General features: G+C 63.3%; 20 protein-coding genes and 1 tRNA gene. 15 read left to right on the plus strand and 6 right to left on the minus strand.

The genetic code is table 11. The annotated features are described in order from the left end of the window. Positions 1-38: 38 nt before the first annotated feature. Entirely contained in the window at positions 39-602 is a 564-nt protein-coding gene (locus tag CR152_RS17685; RefSeq protein ID WP_099882447.1) for a TetR/AcrR family transcriptional regulator, read from the plus strand. 354 nt (positions 603-956) lie between these two features. Here the strand turns inward: CR152_RS17685 and CR152_RS17690 are convergent, their stop codons facing one another. From CR152_RS17690 to CR152_RS17710, 5 genes are all read right to left on the minus strand, one after another. Further along, complete coding sequence (locus CR152_RS17690) at positions 957-1,457, minus strand: ArgP/LysG family DNA-binding transcriptional regulator (RefSeq protein ID WP_157778570.1); 501 nt, start codon at positions 1,455-1,457, stop codon at positions 957-959. 62 nt (positions 1,458-1,519) lie between these two features. Beyond that, positions 1,520-2,074, minus strand: coding sequence for a hypothetical protein (locus tag CR152_RS17695; protein ID WP_099876529.1), 555 nt, complete (start codon positions 2,072-2,074; stop codon positions 1,520-1,522). A 128-nt stretch (positions 2,075-2,202) separates the two neighbouring features. Then, positions 2,203-3,618: a M16 family metallopeptidase gene (locus CR152_RS17700; protein WP_099876532.1), complete on the minus strand. Its 1,416-nt coding sequence runs from the start codon at positions 3,616-3,618 to the stop codon at positions 2,203-2,205. Between the two features lie 11 nt (positions 3,619-3,629). Then, on the minus strand, positions 3,630-5,051 hold the full coding sequence (locus CR152_RS17705) for a M16 family metallopeptidase (protein ID WP_099876534.1): 1,422 nt from the start codon (positions 5,049-5,051) through the stop codon (positions 3,630-3,632). A 178-nt stretch (positions 5,052-5,229) separates the two neighbouring features. Next, positions 5,230-5,787 carry an FxDxF family PEP-CTERM protein gene (locus CR152_RS17710; protein ID WP_099876537.1) on the minus strand — a complete coding sequence of 186 codons (558 nt, stop codon included), beginning with the start codon at positions 5,785-5,787 and terminating at the stop codon, positions 5,230-5,232. 516 nt (positions 5,788-6,303) lie between these two features. Here CR152_RS17710 and CR152_RS17715 point away from each other — a divergent pair. Continuing rightward, positions 6,304-6,990 (plus strand): methyl-accepting chemotaxis protein, encoded by a 687-nt coding sequence (locus CR152_RS17715; RefSeq protein ID WP_099882451.1) that lies wholly within the window; start codon positions 6,304-6,306, stop codon positions 6,988-6,990. A 15-nt stretch (positions 6,991-7,005) separates the two neighbouring features. Here the strand turns inward: CR152_RS17715 and CR152_RS17720 are convergent, their stop codons facing one another. Continuing rightward, positions 7,006-8,316 (minus strand): GMC family oxidoreductase N-terminal domain-containing protein, encoded by a 1,311-nt coding sequence (locus CR152_RS17720; protein ID WP_099876539.1) that lies wholly within the window; start codon positions 8,314-8,316, stop codon positions 7,006-7,008. Between the two features lie 180 nt (positions 8,317-8,496). Here CR152_RS17720 and CR152_RS17725 point away from each other — a divergent pair, with 180 nt between their 5' ends. The 13 genes from CR152_RS17725 to nuoF all read left to right on the plus strand — a co-directional run bounded on the left by CR152_RS17725 (position 8,497) and on the right by nuoF (position 17,809). After that, positions 8,497-8,694, plus strand: coding sequence for a hypothetical protein (locus CR152_RS17725; RefSeq protein WP_099876542.1), 198 nt, complete (start codon positions 8,497-8,499; stop codon positions 8,692-8,694). An 80-nt stretch (positions 8,695-8,774) separates the two neighbouring features. After that, positions 8,775-9,566, plus strand: coding sequence for a GIN domain-containing protein (locus CR152_RS17730; RefSeq protein ID WP_099876545.1), 792 nt, complete (start codon positions 8,775-8,777; stop codon positions 9,564-9,566). Positions 9,567-9,642: 76 nt separating this feature from the next. Next, positions 9,643-10,257, plus strand: coding sequence for a tetratricopeptide repeat protein (locus tag CR152_RS17735; RefSeq protein WP_099876547.1), 615 nt, complete (start codon positions 9,643-9,645; stop codon positions 10,255-10,257). A 272-nt stretch (positions 10,258-10,529) separates the two neighbouring features. After that, positions 10,530-11,510 (plus strand): NAD(P)H-quinone oxidoreductase, encoded by a 981-nt coding sequence (locus CR152_RS17740; protein ID WP_099876550.1) that lies wholly within the window; start codon positions 10,530-10,532, stop codon positions 11,508-11,510. Between the two features lie 83 nt (positions 11,511-11,593). Then, the gene (gene tpiA / locus CR152_RS17745) at positions 11,594-12,340 is read left to right on the plus strand and encodes a triose-phosphate isomerase (protein ID WP_099876552.1); all 747 of its coding nucleotides are present in this window, start codon (positions 11,594-11,596) and stop codon (positions 12,338-12,340) included. Positions 12,341-12,376: 36 nt separating this feature from the next. Beyond that, positions 12,377-12,859 (plus strand): preprotein translocase subunit SecG, encoded by a 483-nt coding sequence (gene secG / locus CR152_RS17750; RefSeq protein ID WP_099876554.1) that lies wholly within the window; start codon positions 12,377-12,379, stop codon positions 12,857-12,859. A gap of 166 nt (positions 12,860-13,025) precedes the next feature. After that, positions 13,026-13,112, plus strand: a tRNA-Leu gene (locus tag CR152_RS17755). A gap of 172 nt (positions 13,113-13,284) precedes the next feature. Continuing rightward, positions 13,285-13,644 (plus strand): NADH-quinone oxidoreductase subunit A, encoded by a 360-nt coding sequence (locus CR152_RS17760; RefSeq protein ID WP_099876556.1) that lies wholly within the window; start codon positions 13,285-13,287, stop codon positions 13,642-13,644. A gap of 3 nt (positions 13,645-13,647) precedes the next feature. Further along, positions 13,648-14,124 (plus strand): NuoB/complex I 20 kDa subunit family protein, encoded by a 477-nt coding sequence (locus CR152_RS17765; RefSeq protein WP_054263649.1) that lies wholly within the window; start codon positions 13,648-13,650, stop codon positions 14,122-14,124. A gap of 15 nt (positions 14,125-14,139) precedes the next feature. Then, positions 14,140-14,754, plus strand: a complete 615-nt coding sequence (locus CR152_RS17770) for an NADH-quinone oxidoreductase subunit C (protein ID WP_099876559.1) — start codon at positions 14,140-14,142, stop codon at positions 14,752-14,754. Then, positions 14,747-16,000, plus strand: a complete 1,254-nt coding sequence (locus CR152_RS17775) for an NADH-quinone oxidoreductase subunit D (RefSeq protein WP_099876561.1) — start codon at positions 14,747-14,749, stop codon at positions 15,998-16,000. Before CR152_RS17770 ends, CR152_RS17775 begins: the two co-directional genes overlap by 8 nt. Before the next feature lie 25 nt (positions 16,001-16,025). After that, a complete protein-coding gene (gene nuoE / locus CR152_RS17780; RefSeq protein WP_099876564.1) occupies positions 16,026-16,517 on the plus strand; it encodes an NADH-quinone oxidoreductase subunit NuoE in 492 nt (163 codons plus the stop codon). Further along, positions 16,514-17,809 (plus strand): NADH-quinone oxidoreductase subunit NuoF, encoded by a 1,296-nt coding sequence (nuoF, locus tag CR152_RS17785; protein ID WP_099876567.1) that lies wholly within the window; start codon positions 16,514-16,516, stop codon positions 17,807-17,809. The genes nuoE and nuoF overlap by 4 nt, the downstream gene beginning before the upstream one ends. Positions 17,810-17,815: the final 6 nt, after the last annotated feature.

The raw sequence follows: 17,815 nt of genomic DNA on the forward strand, positions 1-17,815 counted from the left end.
CCGAGGCTGGAATTGGGTCGTTGGTGCAGGAGTTTGTCATGTCAGTTAGCACCCGGGACGCTCTCTTGAAGAGCGCTGAAATCCATTTGCGAACCAAAGGCTACGCCGCCTTCAGTTATGCCGATTTAGCGGAAGAAATCGGAATCCGCAAAGCCAGTATCCATCATCATTTTCCTACCAAGGAAAATCTTGGGGAGGCGCTGATCAGGCAATACGGCGACCTGTTCATGGAAAAATTGGCCTCTCTCGACGACATGCACGCCGATCCGGTCGTGCGGCTACGCGAGTATTCGCTTCTCTTTCTGGCCAGCGTCAACGATCGATTGCTGCCGCTGTGCGGTGCCCTGGCTGCCGAAATGGCGGCGCTGCCCGAGTCCCTGCAGATTCTCGGACGTGAGTTATTGGCGCAACAGTTGGCCTGGATAGAACAGCAGCTGGTGCTGGCCGCGCCGATGCATGGCTGGGCACCGTCCAAGCCAGCCAATGAGTGCGCCCGCATGTTATTGAGCGCGCTCGAAGGCGCCAGCTTTATCGACTGGGCATTGGGCCCTTCTGCCGACCCGCTGGCGGCCTTCAACCACATCCTCGCCACACTGGCCTGAACAGCATTTCCCTGCGCGGAAGAACACGCCGGCCACGGCCAGTGCTTCCGCCCCCTCTTTGACGCTTCCTTGAGCGCGAGTCCCTGGCGCGGATGGCAGCGCAGGTGGGCGTGCCGGCGAACGCGGTGCAACGCGCCTGGTCGACGCCGGATTTGCGCCAATCGGTGCCACGGGACCAGCAAACCGCCTCGCACATCGCTTCCGGCGTGCCACTGTTCGTCTTTAGCGATGGCACGCAGATATCGGGGGCGCAATCCCGACAGGTGTTTGCCGCCCCGTGCCAGCGATGCACCGACGGGAACTCGGGCGGCGCAGCCGTTTCCGATTTCCCGTTCGGCGGATCCAAGCTGGGACTCAGGCAGTCGCAGGGTCCGATGCCGGCAGCAGCCAGCGCGCCGTCGTTGCCACAACGTACTCCGTCAGCGTGCGAGTCAATGCCGTCTGGATGCTCCAGCAGTGCCACGTCAACGCAACGTCGAGATAGCATCCGGGTGTCAGGTCGACCAAGGTGCCGCGTTCGAATGCAGGCCGCGCCTGCAGCATGGGCACCATGCCGTAGGCATGGCCGGCTTCAATGAAACCGACGAAGCCTTCGGAGGTCGCAAAGGTGTGATGCGGAATCTGCCCGATAACACCAAGCTGCTGCCGCAAGTAAGCGCTGTGGAGCGCATCTCGCTGGTCATAGATCAATGCGGGCGCTCGTTCCACTTCCGCACGGCCAACTCCTTGCCCGGCATGCGAAAGACATTCTCGACGTGCGTGCGCACCGTTCTCCAGCTGATGTCCAGCGGGGGTCACTTCCCTCCTGGTCTGCCCCAGATTGATGCGTTGCCGGGTTTTTTCGCACTTCTGCATGCTGCGCTCGCGTGCTGTGCGGGCAACGCGGAGGATTCCCTCAACGAGGTGTTGAACGCCGCTTATTTAAACGGGATGTTCAGAATCAGAGGGGGAATCTTGGGGTAGGCGAACCAGCCGACCCCATTCCGGGTCTTGCCGTTCACGCTGCCCATGCAGGAAAACGCCGGCGTCGTGAATGGAACAGCGACGTTCTGATCGTCGACGATCACCATCTCGCATCGTGCCGAGTTGCCGCGGTTATACAAGCGCGCTTCGTACTTTGCTCCCGGTACGGGCAGGAACGTGGCGGTCACGGAACAGCCTGCATTGGCGCCACCCTGCACCTCGATCGTCGCCAGGTCGAAGGTGAACTCCTTGCCCGCGGCGATTTGCTGGGCCGGCAATTCGTCACGCTCGTCCATGCCCATGCGGGTGCCAATGCGTTCGCCTGACGGCAGCCTGTCGCACGCCGGATTGGCAAACACGGTTGCCAATCCGGTAAGCATATGGCCGGATGTATCGTTCTCGAAATACATCCCCAGGGACGCGGTCGGCCCGTCGGGCGGCGGCGCGTAGGTAACGCAGCCGGTCAAGGCTGCCAGCAGGATGAGCAGGGGAAAAGTGTTGATGGTCATGGCAGGTAGCCGGCCGAGCCGGCGGATAGTGTTCGGAAAAACGGGCAAAAAACAAGCCGCCGGTGCTTGCGCAGCGGCGGCTGTCGGGCCGGTCAATCGAACACAGGCACGCCGTGCCTGCTCCCGGCTTACTTCTCCTGGACGGTGAACTCCCCGTATTGCTTCAATTGCTCGGCCACGGCGGCATTATCGCCGACCACGACCACCGACTGTAGCTCTGGAGCAAAATATTTCTTGCCCATCTCGCGTACCTGTTCGGGCGTAACCTTCTGGATCAGCGGCACATACTGGCCGAGGAATTCGGACGGCAGCCCCACCAGCCAGTTGTTGGCCAGCGTACCGGCCACAGCGCGCTGCATCTGGTTGCTGATCAGGTAGCCGCCGGCCACATAGCGCTTGTTCATGCTCATTTCCGCGTCCGGCACCAGCTCGGTACCGATACGCTTGTACTCGTGCAGATATTCCTTGAGCGCGGCGCCGGTCACTTCATTGCGCACATCGGCCCCGCCGACGATGCTGCCGCCGTTGCGGAAGATGCGCGCGCCGGCCGAGGCGCCGTAGGTATACCCCTTTTCCTCGCGCAGGTTGAGGTTCACGCGGCTGCTGAAACCGCCGCCGAGGATGGTGCTGGTCAGGCGCAGCGGCACGTAGTCGGTGGCGCTGGCGGCCATGCCCGGGCTGCCCAGGCGCATGGTCGACTGTACGCTGCCGTCGCGCTGCAGGATCATGCGCACCGGTTTGGCGGCCAGGCTCGCGCCCGGCGTATCGGGCAGGGCGGCGCCCTCGGCCTTCCAGTCGCCGAAGGCGGCCGTGGCCAGCTTGAGCGCCTCGGCTTCGCCGATGCGGCCGGTGATCACCAGCAGGCTGCGGTCGGGGCGGAAGCGCTTGGCGTGCTCGGCGCGCAGCATTTCCGGCGTGACGCCCTTGATCGATTCGACCGTCGGGCTGGTGTTGCCGTACGGGTGAGGGCCGAAAACCGCCTTGTTCAGGGCGCGCTCGGCGCGAAAGCCCGGGCTCGTTTCGGACACTTTCAAGCCCTCCAGCGCATTACCCTTGCCCAGTTCGACTTCCTGCGGCGGGAAGGCCGGCATGCGCGCCACTTCGGCCAGCAGTTGCAGCATCGGGCCGGCGTTCGAGGTCAGGGCGTTGGCCGAGACGATGACGCCGTCGTGGCTGGCGCCGGCGCCGACTTCGCCGCCCAGGCCCTGGGCCGCTTCAGCGATGGCGCGCGAGTCGCGTTTGGTGCTGCCTTCATTGAGCAGGCTGGCCATCAGGTTGGCGAAGCCGGGGTGCTTGCTGTCGTCGGCGGCCAGGCCGGCGCCGCGCACGGCCAGCACGTAGTCCACGCGCGGCAAGCCCTGGCGCGGCACGACCCACACCTGCAGGCCGTTGGCCAGGGTCTTCTTGATGATTTTCGGGGCCGGAATGGTCTTGTCCTTGCCGTACGGGGGCAGGGAATTGGCGGCGGCCTTGGCGCTGCCGGCGGCGAAGGCGGCCGGCGCGAACAGCAGGGAAATGCTCAGTGCCAGCATCAGTTTTTTCATGGCGGCTCTCCTTAATTCTTCACGGCGGTTGGGGCACCCGGCGCAGGGGCGCCCGGCGCAGGGGCAGCGGCAGGCGCGGCGGCGGTCTTGGCCACCGGCTTGCGGTCGATGACGGTGCGGTTGGCGGCGGTCAGGTAGGTTTTTGCGACGCGCTGGAGGTCTTCCGACGTCACGCCATCGATCCAGCCGGGGATCTGGTTGACCACGTTGGCGTCGCCCCACAGGGTTTGCAGCTTGGCCAGGGTGTCGGCGCGGTCCATGAAGCTTTCCAGCGTGTTGTACCAGTTGGCCAGCATGCGTGTCTTGACGCGGGCGAGCGTGGCGGCATCGGCGCCGCTCGCGACCACCTTGGCGATTTCTTCATCGATGCTCTTGAGCATGACGTCGGCGCTGCTGGTCGGCTTGTACAGGGCGAACACGGTAAACAAGGTCGGACCGTCGAATTCCCACGGGCTGGTCAGCCCGTACAGGGAATCGACGTTGAGCGCCACTTCGCGCCCCTTGACCAGGCCCTGGTACAGCACCGAGGCGTCGTCGCCGGCCAGCAGCTCGCCCAGCACCGCCATCGGGGCCAGGTCCTTGCTGCCGCGCGTCGGCATTTTCCAGCCGGCGGCAATGGCCGGCACCTGGGCCAGCGCATCGCTCTGCTCGATGCGCTTTTCGGCTGTGTTCAGAGGCTCGCTGAAGTCGCTCGTCGGCGGGGTAGGGCGTTTCGGGATGCCTGCGAAATACTTCTTCGCCAGTGCGAAGCCCTGGGCCGGCGTTACGTCGCCCGAGATCGCCAGGACCGCATTGTTGGGACCATAGTAATCGCGGTGGAAATTGCGCACGTCGTCCAGGCTGGCGCCTTCCAGGTCCTGGAAGCTGCCGTAACCGTCGTGGTTGTTTTCCCACTTCTGGAACGCCTGCTGGTTGATGTCGATCCACATGAAGCCGCCGTACGGCTGGTTCTTCACGTTGACCCGGATTTCTTCCTTGACCACGTCCTGCTGGTTCTTGAGGGTTTTTTCATTGAAGTCGAGCGTCTTCATGCGGTCCGCTTCGAGCCACAGGATCGAGTCGATCGACGACACCGGCGCCGTTTCAATATAGTTGGTGAAGTCGGGCCGGGTCGAACCGTTGTTGCGTCCGCCGCCGCCGGTGATGGTCTTGTCGAACACGCCCTTGGGGGCGTTCGGCGTGCCCTGGAACATCAGGTGTTCGAACAGGTGGGCGAAGCCGGTGCGGTTTTTCGGTTCGAGCCGCATGCCGACGTGGTACACCACGCTCACGCCGACGGTGGGCGAGGTATGGTCGGGCGAGACGATCACGGTCAAGCCGTTATCGAGCTTTTTGACGTTGACGGGAATGTTCCATTTGTCGGTGGTGGCCGCGAAGGCGGTCAGCGACAGGGAAAGTCCGGCGATGAGAACGGGGAGATGGCGCATGCGCATGAAAGACCTCACGATAAAAACCTGAAAACGACGTTGGCCGCAGGGGCGGGGCCCGCTGCACGGCGAAGTATCTTAACGTACGTTGGTTTTTAAACAAACATATGCATGCGAAAAAAAACCCTCGCGCCACGCGCCAGGGCGCGCTACGCGAGGGTTTTCATGCACGGCGCGTGATTGCTTACGCTGCCAGTGCGGCGGCTGCTGCCTTTTTGTTGCGGCGGCGAGCGGTGAAGCCCAGCAGGCCGAGGCCGGCCAGCATCATGGCGTAGGTTTCTGGCTCAGGTACTGGCGCCAGAGCGATGTTTGCCGAGTAACGGCCAGCGGCGTTCGACAGGATGCTGCCTTTGATCTGGATCGTGTAGGCGCCAGCGCTCAGGCTGGAGGTCGACAGCGACCATTGGTCGGTCGCGCCGGTCGACAGCAGGGTGCCGCCGAACAGCGAACCGGTGCTGTCGATCAGGTTGAAAGCGGTGATGTCCAGACCGTTTTTAGCGTTGCCGGTGATCGACAGAACGCCAGCGGCGAATTCGCCAGCCTGGGTCAGGGTGAAGTTGTAGTTGTCGACGAACGTGTCGCCTTTTTGGCCGCCTTTGAAGAAGCCGTCGGCTTCAGCGAAGTTGTCTACCAGTTCCAGGGTCGACGTGTTGATGATTTCGACAGCGGATGCCTGGCTCGACACGAGTGCAGCGGATGCCAGCGCGATGGCCGACAGGAAAACTTTAGATTTTTTCATCATATAACACCTATTAAAGTTGCCTTTTGTTAAGGCCGGGTTTTGGCTTAAATCGCGTGTGTGGACGCGAGAGGCCAATCTAACATCGGCTTGTGACACGAGTAAGGATGAGGCCGCTTCTTTACATCTCGTTGCAATTTGCTACACAGAACGTTTAGTTGATATGGAAACCCTATGACAAACCCATCTTCATAGTGAAGAGCTTGTTCAAGATCTGCTGCAGAGCACCATTTGTGTCCATATCATTTTTGTTTGTAGTCCTAATCCTACAAGTAGACGAGAAATTTAGGAAGCTCAGCTTTAAGTAAATCCTAAGCTGGCGCACTGTTGAGCCATGTCAATACTCGGGGCTCGCCTCATGCTGGTGTGTGGCTCGCCGTCTTGGTGCTCGGCTTGTGCTGCATTGCGCCAGTTTGGTGAGGCGGACGGCCGAAATCGCCCCCGACGCTGGCACGGAAACTGCAACTGCTTGCTGGTGCGGATGGCGAAGTCGCCGCCGCCATGAAGAAGGAGAGCAACATGTTGGAAGATGCGAGCATCGCGGAGCGCCCGCGCGAAGATGGGTTTGCCGGCGTCAAGCTGTCGGGCGACGTTTTTGGCGCGCTGATCAATCTGTCGGGCCGGCGCCGCTTCACGTCGCAGCGGGTGGTCCTGTACGCGGTCCTGGCCTCGATGGGCCACGAGGGCGCGGTCGCCACCGCGCGCGAGACGCTGGCGCTGTTTCGCGACGCCCATGTCACCCTGGTCGAAGGCAAGGGCGGTTTGCCCGGCGTGTTCTGCGCCCAGCTGCGCGACGCCTATTTCGGCGTGCTGCAGGGCGACCGCGTGATCCGCGACTTCATCGCCCTGGCCGAATCGACCCTCGACGCCATCGTCGGCGAAGGGCGCGGCGCGCCCGCGCTGCTCGACGAGCTGGTACGTACCGCCACCTCCCTGCTGAGCGTGCTCAACGGCCTGACCCTGGTCTATGAAGAACAGTCGAAGCGCCACGCCCAGCTGCAAAAGCGCCAGCTGCAAGTGATGATGGGCGATATCAAGACCATCGCCAAGCAAGCCCGCATGGTCGCCTTCAATGCCCAGATCGTCGCCGCGCGCGCGGGCGAGGCCGGCAAGGAGTTTTCCGTGGTCGCCAGCAGCATGACCCTGATCACCGGCGAAATCGACGACCTGGTGCACGAAGCGCTGAACGGCGCGCTGGCCTGCTGAGACAGGGAAAAGGCGTCAGCGCGCCAGGCGCTGGCCCAGCCATTTGCCCAGGCACAGCAAGGTCAGGGTCGGCGGCAAGCCCCATGGCCCCGGAATGACCGAGGCGTCGCACACATGCAGGCCGCGCGCGCCGGCTTGCAGATTGCCGTCGACGCCGTCGCCGAGGCGCACGCTGCCGCCCGGATGGGCCGCGAAATGGCGGCTCTTGAACACATGGGTGGCGCCGCAGGCGGCCAGAATCGCGCGCGCCATGGCTTCGCCCTGCGCGAACCTGGCGCGGTCGGCCGGGTGCAAGGTCTTGTCGACCCAGCGCGGCCCCACCGCGCCGCCAGCCTGGTCGCCGATCTTGACCATGATGGAAAGCGTGCGCCGGTGCGCGAACAGGCGGTCGAAGCGTCCGGCCTGCGCGGTAAATCCCTGGTACATCGGTTTGGGCAGGGTCATGTCGGCCAGCGAAATGCCGGCCTGGTCCAGGCGCATCCCGGCCGCCTTCGGCACTTCGGCGCCGCCATCGAGGCCATCCACGCTGCCCATGAGCGCCACCACCGGATCGGTGAACAGGGTGCTGGTTGGCGAGCGCAAGCCGCTCTGGTGCAGCAGGCGCGGGCTGCCGACCCCGCCGCCGGCCAGGATCACCAGCGGCGCCAGCGCTTCCTGCGTCTTGCCGCCGCGCACGTATTCCACTCCCACTGCCTTGCCGTGTTCCAGCAGTACGCGCGTGGCGCGCGCCGCGTCGACCAGGGTGGCGCCGTGGCGGCACGCTTCGTCGATGAAGTCGCGCGCGCTCCATTTGGCTCCGAACGGGCAGCCGTAGGCGCAGCGCCAGCAGCCGCTGCGGCACAGCTGCGGGCGGATCATCTTGTCGAGTTTTTGCCAGTTCATGCCCAGCGTCCGGGCGCCCGCCATGATGCGCGTCGCCATCGGGCCGATCAGCGCATCGGGAAGCGGGCCGATCGGCAGCTCGGCGCGCAAAGCCTGCAAGGCCGGCGCCAGGTCGATGCCATGCGCCGCAAAACGCGCCAGGGGCGGATCGGCGGCGGTGGCGAAATTGATGCTGGAACTGCCGCCGGCGTTGATGCCCTGGACCAGCAGCGAGCCGTCGCGGTGGAGAAAGGCGCCCTTGCCGGGGATGGCGGCGATGCGCGCCATCTGGCCCAGCGTGCCGCTGAGCGGGGCGGCGCTTCCCTGTTCAAGGATCAGCACGCGCAGGCCGCGGCTGGCCAGTTCGCGCGCGACGCTGGCGCCGCCGGGTCCGCTGCCGACGACGATCGCGTCGTACGATGGAGTGGCGCGCGCGGCGGGCGATGGGGCTGTGGTGTCGGACATGGGTGCGAGTATCGGCCCGCGTGGCGGGCGCGTCAATCGCAATGCGTTCCATCGCGCCTATTTGCTGGAACAGGTGGCGAAAAATGCAGTTCATCGCAATCCGCTGGAAGCATGCGCGGCGCATGGCTACAGTCACACCATACCGCAACGCCCTGACGAACCCCACACAAGGAGCGCATCATGAACATCGCCAAACACATGGAAGCCATCTTTCTTGCCGTTGTCGCCGTGATCGGCGCCACCACCTTCGCCACGGCCGGCGCGCCGCCCCAGCGCAGCGCGCCAGGCGTTGCCGCTGCCACCGAGGCCGCCATGCCGGTGGTGGTGGTCAGCGCCCGCCGCCTGAGCGCGGCTGAAAAAGCGCAGTTGCCACAATAAGCTGGAACGCCGGTCCGCTTGCTGGTAGTGTACGACCGGCCGGCCCGACCGGCATGAATAAGAAGATCTGGAGACGCGCAATGAATCAGTTTTTCCACACCGGAGCGCTGGCGGCGGCCTTGTGCATGCTGTTCGCCCCGGCCGGCCCGGTCAGCGCCGCCCCCGACGACAGTACGGCCCGGATCACCGAGACGCGCGTGGTCGACGCCAGGGCGCAGCGGGTCAGGCTCGACGGCGCCATCGACCTGCGCCTGCGCCAGGGCGCCGTGCCCAGCCTGGTCATCACGGGCGAAAAGCGCCTGATGAGCTCGATTACCACCGAGCAGGAGGGCGACACGCTGACCATCGGCAGCGAGGCGCGCGGCGTGCGCGCGCTCACGCGCGGCAACAGCGTGCGGGCCGAGCTGACCCTGCCGAGCCTGCGCGAAGTAGCGTCCGAAAGCATCGGCTGGACCGATGTCAGCGGGTTTTCGGGCGACGAGCTGGAGTTGTCGCTGGAAGGGGCCGGTTCGATGAAGGTCAATTGCCATTACCGTCTCGTCAGCGCCAGCCTGGGCGGGGTGGGCAGCATGAACCTGCAGGGCGTGGTCGGCGAGGGCGTCGAGCTGGCGCTGCGCGGGGCGGGGTATGCCACCCTGGGTGGGAGCGCCAAGTGGCTCAAGGCCAATCTGGGCGGGCTCGGCGGCCTCGACGCGCAGCACTTCCAGGTCGACAGCGTGACCCTCGACTTGAACGGGCTGGGCAATGCCGCGGTGATGGCGCGCCAAAGCGCCACCCTGCGCCTGAGCGGGCTCGGTTCGGTGACGGTGTACGGCAAGCCGCCCAACCGCAACGTCAGCGTCGATGGCCTCGGCAAAGTCAGCTGGAAATAACCGTCATGCCTTACCCGTGCGACGGACGACTGGATCAACAGGACGGGCAAGCCGTTCCTGGTGCGATACGCGAACCATGAAAAAACTACTCGTTGCGATGATCGTCGCATTCGGCCTGCACGCCAGCGCGCTGGCCGGTTTTACCGAAGGTGCCAACGCCTACAATGCGCGCGATTATGCGCGCGCGCTGAAAGAAGTCGCGCCGCTGGCGCGGGCGGGGCATATGGAGGCGCAGCATTTGCTCGGCCTCATGTATTACATGGGACGCGGGGTGGCGCGCGACTACAAGCAAGCCATGCTGTGGCACCGCAAGGCGGCCGAGCAGGGCAAGGCCGACGCGCAGTATGTGGTGGGGGCGATGTATTACACCGGCAATGCGGTGCCGCTCGATCACAAGGAAGCGATCGCGTGGTTCCGCAAGGCGGCCGAGCAGGGGCACGCGGAGGCGCAGCATGCGCTGGGGCTGATGTACCGGTATCACGCGGCGGGGATGCCGCAGGATAAGGTGCTCGCTTATATGTTGTGGAACCTGGCGGCGGCCAGCGGCAATGCGAATGCGACCGAGCACAGGGCGGCCATTGCCAAGCGCATGACGCAGGAGCAGATCGACGAGGCGCAGGCGCTGTCGCGCGCCTGGCGCCCGGGGACGCCGTTGCCGAGGCAGTCGCGCAGTGGGGGTGGGGCGGGGTAGGTTGCGGCGGTGCCGCCCACTACATCGTCGTCTTCGCCACCTATACGTCGTTATCCCCCCCACCTGCGTCGTTCCCGCGAAGGCGGGAACCCAAGTTCGTTAATCCGCCACTGACTGCGGCGCGAACTTGGGTTCCCGCCTTCGCGGGAACGACGTATAGGCGGCGGGAACGATGTATAGGCCGCTGGAACGGCGGTTTTGGGGCTAGCCCGAACAACGGGCCACCCCCACTTCCCGTACAATCGCCTTTTGCTTCCAGCGAGCCCCCTCCCATGCGTGCCATCGAAATCAAGCAACCCGGCCCTCCCGATGTTCTGCAACTGTGCGAGCGTCCCGTCCCTGAACTGAAACCCGGCGAAGTGCTCATCCGTGTGCACGCGGCCGGCATCAACCGTCCCGACGTGCTGCAGCGCCTCGGCCACTACCCGGTCCCACCGGGCGCGTCTGACCTGCCGGGCCTCGAAGTGGCCGGCGAAATTGTCGACGGCGACCTGGCCGGCAGCAGTTTCCAAAAAGGCGACATGGTCTGCGCCCTGGTCCAGGGTGGCGGCTACGCCGAATTTTGCGCCGCGCCCCTCCTGCAATGTTTGCCCGTGCCCGCCGGCCTGAGCCCGCTCGAAGCGGCGTCCCTGCCTGAAAACTACTTCACGGTCTGGAGCAACGTGTTCGACCGCGCCAAACTGGCCGCCGGCGAAACCCTGCTGGTGCAGGGCGGCACCTCCGGCATCGGCGTGACCGCCATCCAGCTCGCCGCCGCGTTCGGCCTGCGCGTGTTCGCCACCGCCGGCAGCGCCGACAAATGCCGCGCCACCGAGTCGCTCGGCGCCGAACGCGGCATCGATTACAAAACCGAGGACTTCGTCGCCGTGGTCAAGTCGCTTACCGGCAACAAGGGCGTCGATGTCATCCTCGACATGGTCGGCGGCGACTATCTGCCGCGCGAAATCGATTGCCTGGCCGACGATGGCCGCATCGCCCTGATCGCCCTGCTGGGCGGCGCCAAGGCCAATATCGACCTCGGCCAGGTGCTGCGGCGCCGCCTGACGATTTCCGGCTCGACCCTGCGCCCGCGCCCGGTCGCCTTCAAGGGCGCCATCGCGGCGGACCTGCGCGAACACGTCTGGCCGCTGTTTGAAGCCGGCAAGGTGCGCCCCGTCATTTTCAAGACCTTCCCCCTGGAACAGGCCGCCCAGGCCCATGCGCTGATGGAGAGTTCTACCCATATCGGGAAGATCATGTTGCAAGTGGTGTGATCGGCTGGCAACTGCCCCCGGCCTTTGTTTGACCGACATGGGATCGGGGGTTAAAATAGCGGGTTAATTAAATCTGGGCTACTATGCGTCGCAAACTCGTCGTAGGAAATTGGAAGATGAACGGCAATCGTGCCGCGAATGCAAGCCTGTTGGCGGGCATTGTCGCAGGCGCGAATGGTTCGAACGCCTCTTGTGCGGTGTGTGCACCGGCACCATATCTGGCCCAGTGCCAGGATGCGCTGAGCGCCAGCCCGGTCGCCTGGGGTGCCCAGGATGTCTCCGCCCAGCCCGGCGGCGCCTTCACCGGCGAAGTCGCGGCGGCCATGCTGGCCGATTTTGCATGCAAGTACGTCATCGTCGGTCACTCCGAACGCCGTGCCTACCATGGAGAAAGCAGCGAACTGGTGGCGAAAAAAGCCGTCGCCGTGCTCGACGCGGGCATGACCCCGATCGTGTGCGTCGGCGAAACGCTGGCCGAGCGCGAAGCCGGCCAGACCGCCGCCGTGGTGTCGAGCCAGCTCGGCGCCGTGCTCGACCTGGTGGGCGAGCGCGTCGCGCAGATCGTCGTTGCCTACGAGCCCGTGTGGGCGATCGGCACCGGCAAGACGGCCACGCCGGCCATGGCCCAGGAAGTCCACGCCCAGCTGCGCGCGCAGCTGATGGCCAAGAATGCAGTAGCAGCCGAGACAGTGCAGATTTTGTACGGCGGCAGCATGAAGCCCGATAACGCCCTGGAATTGATGGCTCAGCCAGATATCGACGGCGGCTTGATCGGCGGGGCAGCGCTGAAGGCGGCAGATTTTCTTGCCATCCTTAATGCAGCCAATTGAAATATTATTGTTGTTAAACTTGGAATGGAATAAGCAATGAACACGTTGTTCAATCTGGTTGTAGTTGTACAGGTTATTTCCGCTCTGGCGATTATCGGTCTGGTCTTGCTGCAGCATGGCAAGGGCGCCGATATGGGAGCGGCTTTCGGTTCCGGCGCTTCCGGCAGTCTGTTCGGTGCCACTGGCTCCTCGAACTTCATGTCGAAGTCGACCGGCGTGGCCGCCGCGGTGTTTTTCGGCGCCACCCTGGGCCTGGCGTTCTTTGCCACCAAAAACAAGGGCCAGGTCGGCGGCGGCGTGATGGATCGCGCAGCCGTGACGGCGCCAGCGCCAGTGACCGGCCCGGGTGCAATCCCGACCGCCGCACCGTCGCTTGCTGCGCCTGCCGCTCCGTCGGCCGTGCCGAACGCGCCAGTTACCGGTGGGGCAGTGCCTGCCGCGCCAGTGACCGGCGGAGCAGTTCCGGCCGCGCCAGCGACAACGGTACCGGAAGTACCTGCTAATCAGGTGCCAAAGTAATCCAGTTCTGGTAGAATACTGCCCGCGCACAGAGTATTAGCGCAGGCAGCATGGCCGGGTATTGGCCAGTATCAAAAAGAAGTAAGGTTTTTCTGTTTTATCCTTGTTTTCGCGCAATTTTGCATTGAATACAGTGATGTAACAATGTTAGAATAGCGGACTCAATGCCGACGTGGTGAAATTGGTAGACACGCTATCTTGAGGGGGTAGTGGGCGAAAGCCTGTGCGAGTTCGAGTCTCGCCGTCGGCACCAAGAATATGAAAGCCAGCAAGGTTGCATAAGCGAACATGTTTATGCCTAAGCTGGCTTTTTTGCGAGGATCAGTCGTTCGGTCCTGGTGGCAAGGTTCAAGCCAGGTTCGTGCGGTAGGGCGCTGCGACATGCAGTGTTTCATTAACCGATCGTTCAATATAGGCTCCATCAAGTGAACCTCGATAATTACTTCCCCGTCCTGTTGTTCATCCTGGTTGGCATCGGTGTCGGTGTCGTCCCGCAGGTACTGGGATATCTGCTCTCTCCCCATAAGCCCGATTCCGCCAAGCTGTCGCCTTACGAGTGCGGCTTTGAAGCGTTTGAAGACGCGCGCATGAAGTTCGACGTCCGCTACTATCTGGTGGCAATCCTGTTTATTTTGTTCGATCTGGAAACGGCATTCTTCTTCCCATGGGGCGTCTCCATGCGTGAGCTGGGCTGGTCCGGCTTCGTGACGATGATGGTCTTCATCGCCGAGTTTGTGGTCGGTTTTTGGTATATCTGGAAGAAAGGTGCCCTTGATTGGGAATAAGCCATGTCAATTGAAGGCGTATTAAACGAAGGTTTCATCACCACGACAGCAGACAAGCTGATCAACTGGGCGCGTACCGGGTCGATGTTCCCGATGACGTTCGGCCTGGCTTGCTGCGCCGTCGAAATGATGCACACGGGCGCGGCCCGCTACGACATGGACCGCTTCGGCGTCGTGTTCCGTCCCTCGCCGCGCCAGTCCGACGTGATGATCGTCGCCGGCACGCTGTGCAACAAGATGGCCCCGGCCCTGCGCAAGGTCTACGACCAGATGCCGGAGCCGCGCTGGGTCATCTCGATGGGCTCGTGCGCCAACGGCGGCGGCTACTATCACTATTCGTACTCGGTGGTGCGCGGTTGCGACCGCATTGTGCCGGTCGATGTCTACGTGCCGGGCTGTCCGCCGACCGCTGAAGCGCTGCTGTACGGGATTCTGCAACTGCAGAACAAGATCAAGCGCACCAATACCATCGCACGTTAAGAAGCGGTTTCCACCATGACGACAAAACTCGAAGCCCTTGAACTCGCCCTGCGCACCGCACTGGGTGAGGGCGCCGCTATCAGCGTGGCGCTGGGCGAGGTGACCGTAGTGGTCAAGGCCGCCGGCTATATCGCCGCGATGCAGACCCTGCGCGACCACCCGGCGCTCAAATTTGAACAATTGCTCGACCTGTGCGGTGTGGATTACTCCACCTACGGCGAAGGCACCTGGGATGGCGCGCGCTTCGCGGCCGTCTCGCATCTGCTGTCGATCGAACATAACTGGCGTGTGCGCGTGCGCGTGTTCGCCGAGGACGACGACACGCCGGTACTGGCCTCGGTCGTCGAGCTGTGGCGTTCGGCCAACTGGTACGAGCGCGAAGCGTTCGACCTGTACGGCATCCTGTTCGAAGGCCACAACGACCTGCGCCGCATCCTGACCGACTACGGTTTCATCGGCCATCCGTTCCGCAAGGACTTCCCGATGTCCGGTTACGTCGAAATGCGTTACGACCCCGAACAGAAGCGCGTGATCTACCAAGCCGTGACGATCGAGCCGCGTGAAATCATTCCGCGCGTGATCCGCGAAGAAACCTACGGGATGAATCCTGGGAGCAAAAACCTTGGCTGAAATTAAGAACTACACCCTCAACTTCGGTCCGCAGCACCCGGCCGCGCACGGCGTGCTGCGCCTGGTGCTCGAGCTCGACGGCGAAGTGATCCAGCGTGCCGATCCGCACATCGGCCTGTTGCACCGCGCCACCGAAAAGCTGGCCGAAACCCGCACCTACCTGCAATCGGTGCCCTACATGGACCGTCTCGACTATGTGTCGATGATGAGCAACGAGCACGGCTATGTGATGGCGATCGAGAAGCTGCTCGGTATTGAAGTACCGGTGCGCGCCCAATATATCCGCGTCATGTTCGACGAAATCACGCGCCTGCTGAACCACCTGATGTGGCTCGGCACGCACGCGCTCGACGTCGGCGCGATGGGTCCGTTCCTGTACGCCTTCCGCGACCGCGAAGATTTGTTCGACTGCTACGAAGCGGTCTCCGGCGCGCGTATGCACGCCGCTTACTACCGCCCGGGCGGCGTGTACCGCGACCTGCCGGACGCGATGCCGAAGCACAAGGCCTCGATCATCCGCAGCGCCAAGGCGATCGACGAACTGAACGAACACCGCCAGGGCTCGCTGCTCGACTTCCTCGACGACTTCTGCAAGCGTTTCGTCACCTATGTGGACGAGTACGAAACCCTGCTGACCGATAACCGCATCTGGAAACAGCGTACGGTCGGCATCGGCGTGGTGAGCCCGGAAGCGGCGAAAGCCATGGGCTTTACCGGCGCCATGCTGCGCGGCTCGGGCGTGGAGTGGGATCTGCGCAAGAAGCAGCCGTACGCCGTGTACGACAAGATGGATTTCGACGTCCCGGTCGGCACCAATGGCGATTGCTACGACCGCTACCTGGTGCGCGTGGAAGAGATGCGCCAGTCGAACCGCATCATCAAGCAGGCGTCCGCCTGGCTGCGCGCCAACCCGGGCCCGGTGATGACCGACAACCACAAGGTCGCGCCACCCAAGCGCACCGAGATGAAGTCGAACATGGAATCGCTGATTCACCACTTCAAGCTGTTTACCGAAGGCTTCCACGTGCCGCCGGGCGAGGCGTATGCCGCGGTCGAGCATCCGAAGGGCGAGTTCGGCATCTACATCGTGTCGGACGGCGCCAACAAGCCGTACCGCCTGAAGATCCGCACCCCGGACTATGCGCACTTGCAGAGCCTGGACGAAATGGCGCGCGGGCACATGCTCGCCGACGCCGTCACCATCATCGGCACCCAGGACATCGTATTCGGCAGTATCGACCGCTAAGCTGTCGATTAATTGAGGCACAACCATGTTGTTATCAGAGCAGTCATACAAAAAAATCGACCGTGAAGTCGCCAAGTATCCGCCCGACCATAAAGAGTCCGCGGTCATGGCGGCGCTCGCCATTGCGCAGGATGAAAAAGGCTGGCTTCCGCCGGAAGTGATGCAGGACGTCGCCGATTACCTCGGCATGCCCGCCATCGCCGTGCAGGAAGTGGCCACGTTCTACAATATGTACAACGTCAAGCCGGTCGGCAAGTACAAGATCACCGTGTGCACCAACCTGCCGTGCGCCCTGTCGGGCGGCGAGCACGCCGGTCACTATCTGCAGGAAAAACTCGGCATCGGCTACCGCGCCACCTCGGCCGACGGCCAGTTCACGCTGGTCGAAGGCGAGTGCATGGGCGCCTGCGCCGATGCGCCCGTGATGCTGGTCAATAACAAGCGCATGTGCAGCCTGATGTCGGATAGCAAAATCGATGAATTGATTGATACTCTGGTCGAGGAAGCGAAGAAATGACATCCCTCCACTCACGTCACATCGACCCGGTCATCCTGGCCGGCCTCGACGGCCAGAACTGGCACCTGCAGGATTACGTGAACCGCGGCGGCTATTCCGCGCTGCGCCGCATCCTGGAAGAGAAAATCACGCCGGAAACGATCATCGCCGAACTGAAAGCCGGTTCCCTGCGCGGCCGCGGCGGCGCCGGTTTCCCGACGGGCCTGAAGTGGAGCTTCATGCCACGCCAGTTCCCGGGCCAGAAATACCTCGTCTGCAACACCGACGAAGGCGAGCCGGGCACGTTCAAGGACCGCGACATCATTCGCTACAATCCGCACGCGCTGATCGAAGGCATGGCCATCGGCGCCTACGCGATGGGCATCACGGTCGGCTACAACTACATCCACGGCGAAATCTGGGCCGAATACGCGCGCTTTGAAGACGCACTGGACGAGGCGCGTGCCGCCGGCTTCCTGGGCGACAAGATCATGGGCAGCGAATTCAACTTCCAGCTGCACGCCGCGCACGGCTACGGCGCCTACATCTGCGGCGAAGAAACCGCGCTGCTCGAATCGCTCGAAGGCAAGAAGGGACAGCCGCGCTTCAAGCCGCCGTTCCCGGCTTCGTTCGGCCTGTACGGCAAGCCGACCACGATCAACAACACCGAAACGTTTGCCGCCGTGCCGTTCCTGCTGAACATGGGTGGCGAGAAATACGCCGCCATCGGCAAGCCGAACAATGGCGGCAGCAAGATTTTCTCGATCTCGGGCGACGTCAACCTGCCGGGCAACTACGAAGTGCCGCTCGGTACGCCGTTCGCCAAGCTGCTGGAACTGGCTGGCGGCATGCGCGGCGATAAAAAGATCAAGGCGGTCATTCCCGGCGGTTCGTCCGCCCCGGTGATCCGCGGCGACGTCATGATGAACACCGATCTCGACTACGATTCGATCGCCAAGGCCGGCTCGATGCTCGGTTCGGGCGCCGTGATCGTCATGGACGAGACGCGCTGCATGGTCAAGTCGCTGCTGCGCCTGTCGTATTTCTATTATGAAGAGTCTTGCGGCCAGTGCACGCCGTGCCGCGAAGGCACGGGCTGGATGTACCGCATGGTCCACCGCATCGAGCACGGCCAGGGCCGTCCCGACGACCTGGACATGCTCAACTCGATCGCCGACAACATCCAGGGCCGCACCATTTGCGCCCTCGGTGATGCGGCGGCGATGCCGGTACGCGCTTTCGTGAAGAACTTCCGCGAAGAATTTGAATATCACATCGAGCACAAGCACTGTCTGGTGCCCGCTTATATCTAAGGCCAG

Source organism: Massilia violaceinigra, assembly GCF_002752675.1.
GTDB lineage: Bacteria > Pseudomonadota > Gammaproteobacteria > Burkholderiales > Burkholderiaceae_D > Telluria_A > Telluria_A violaceinigra.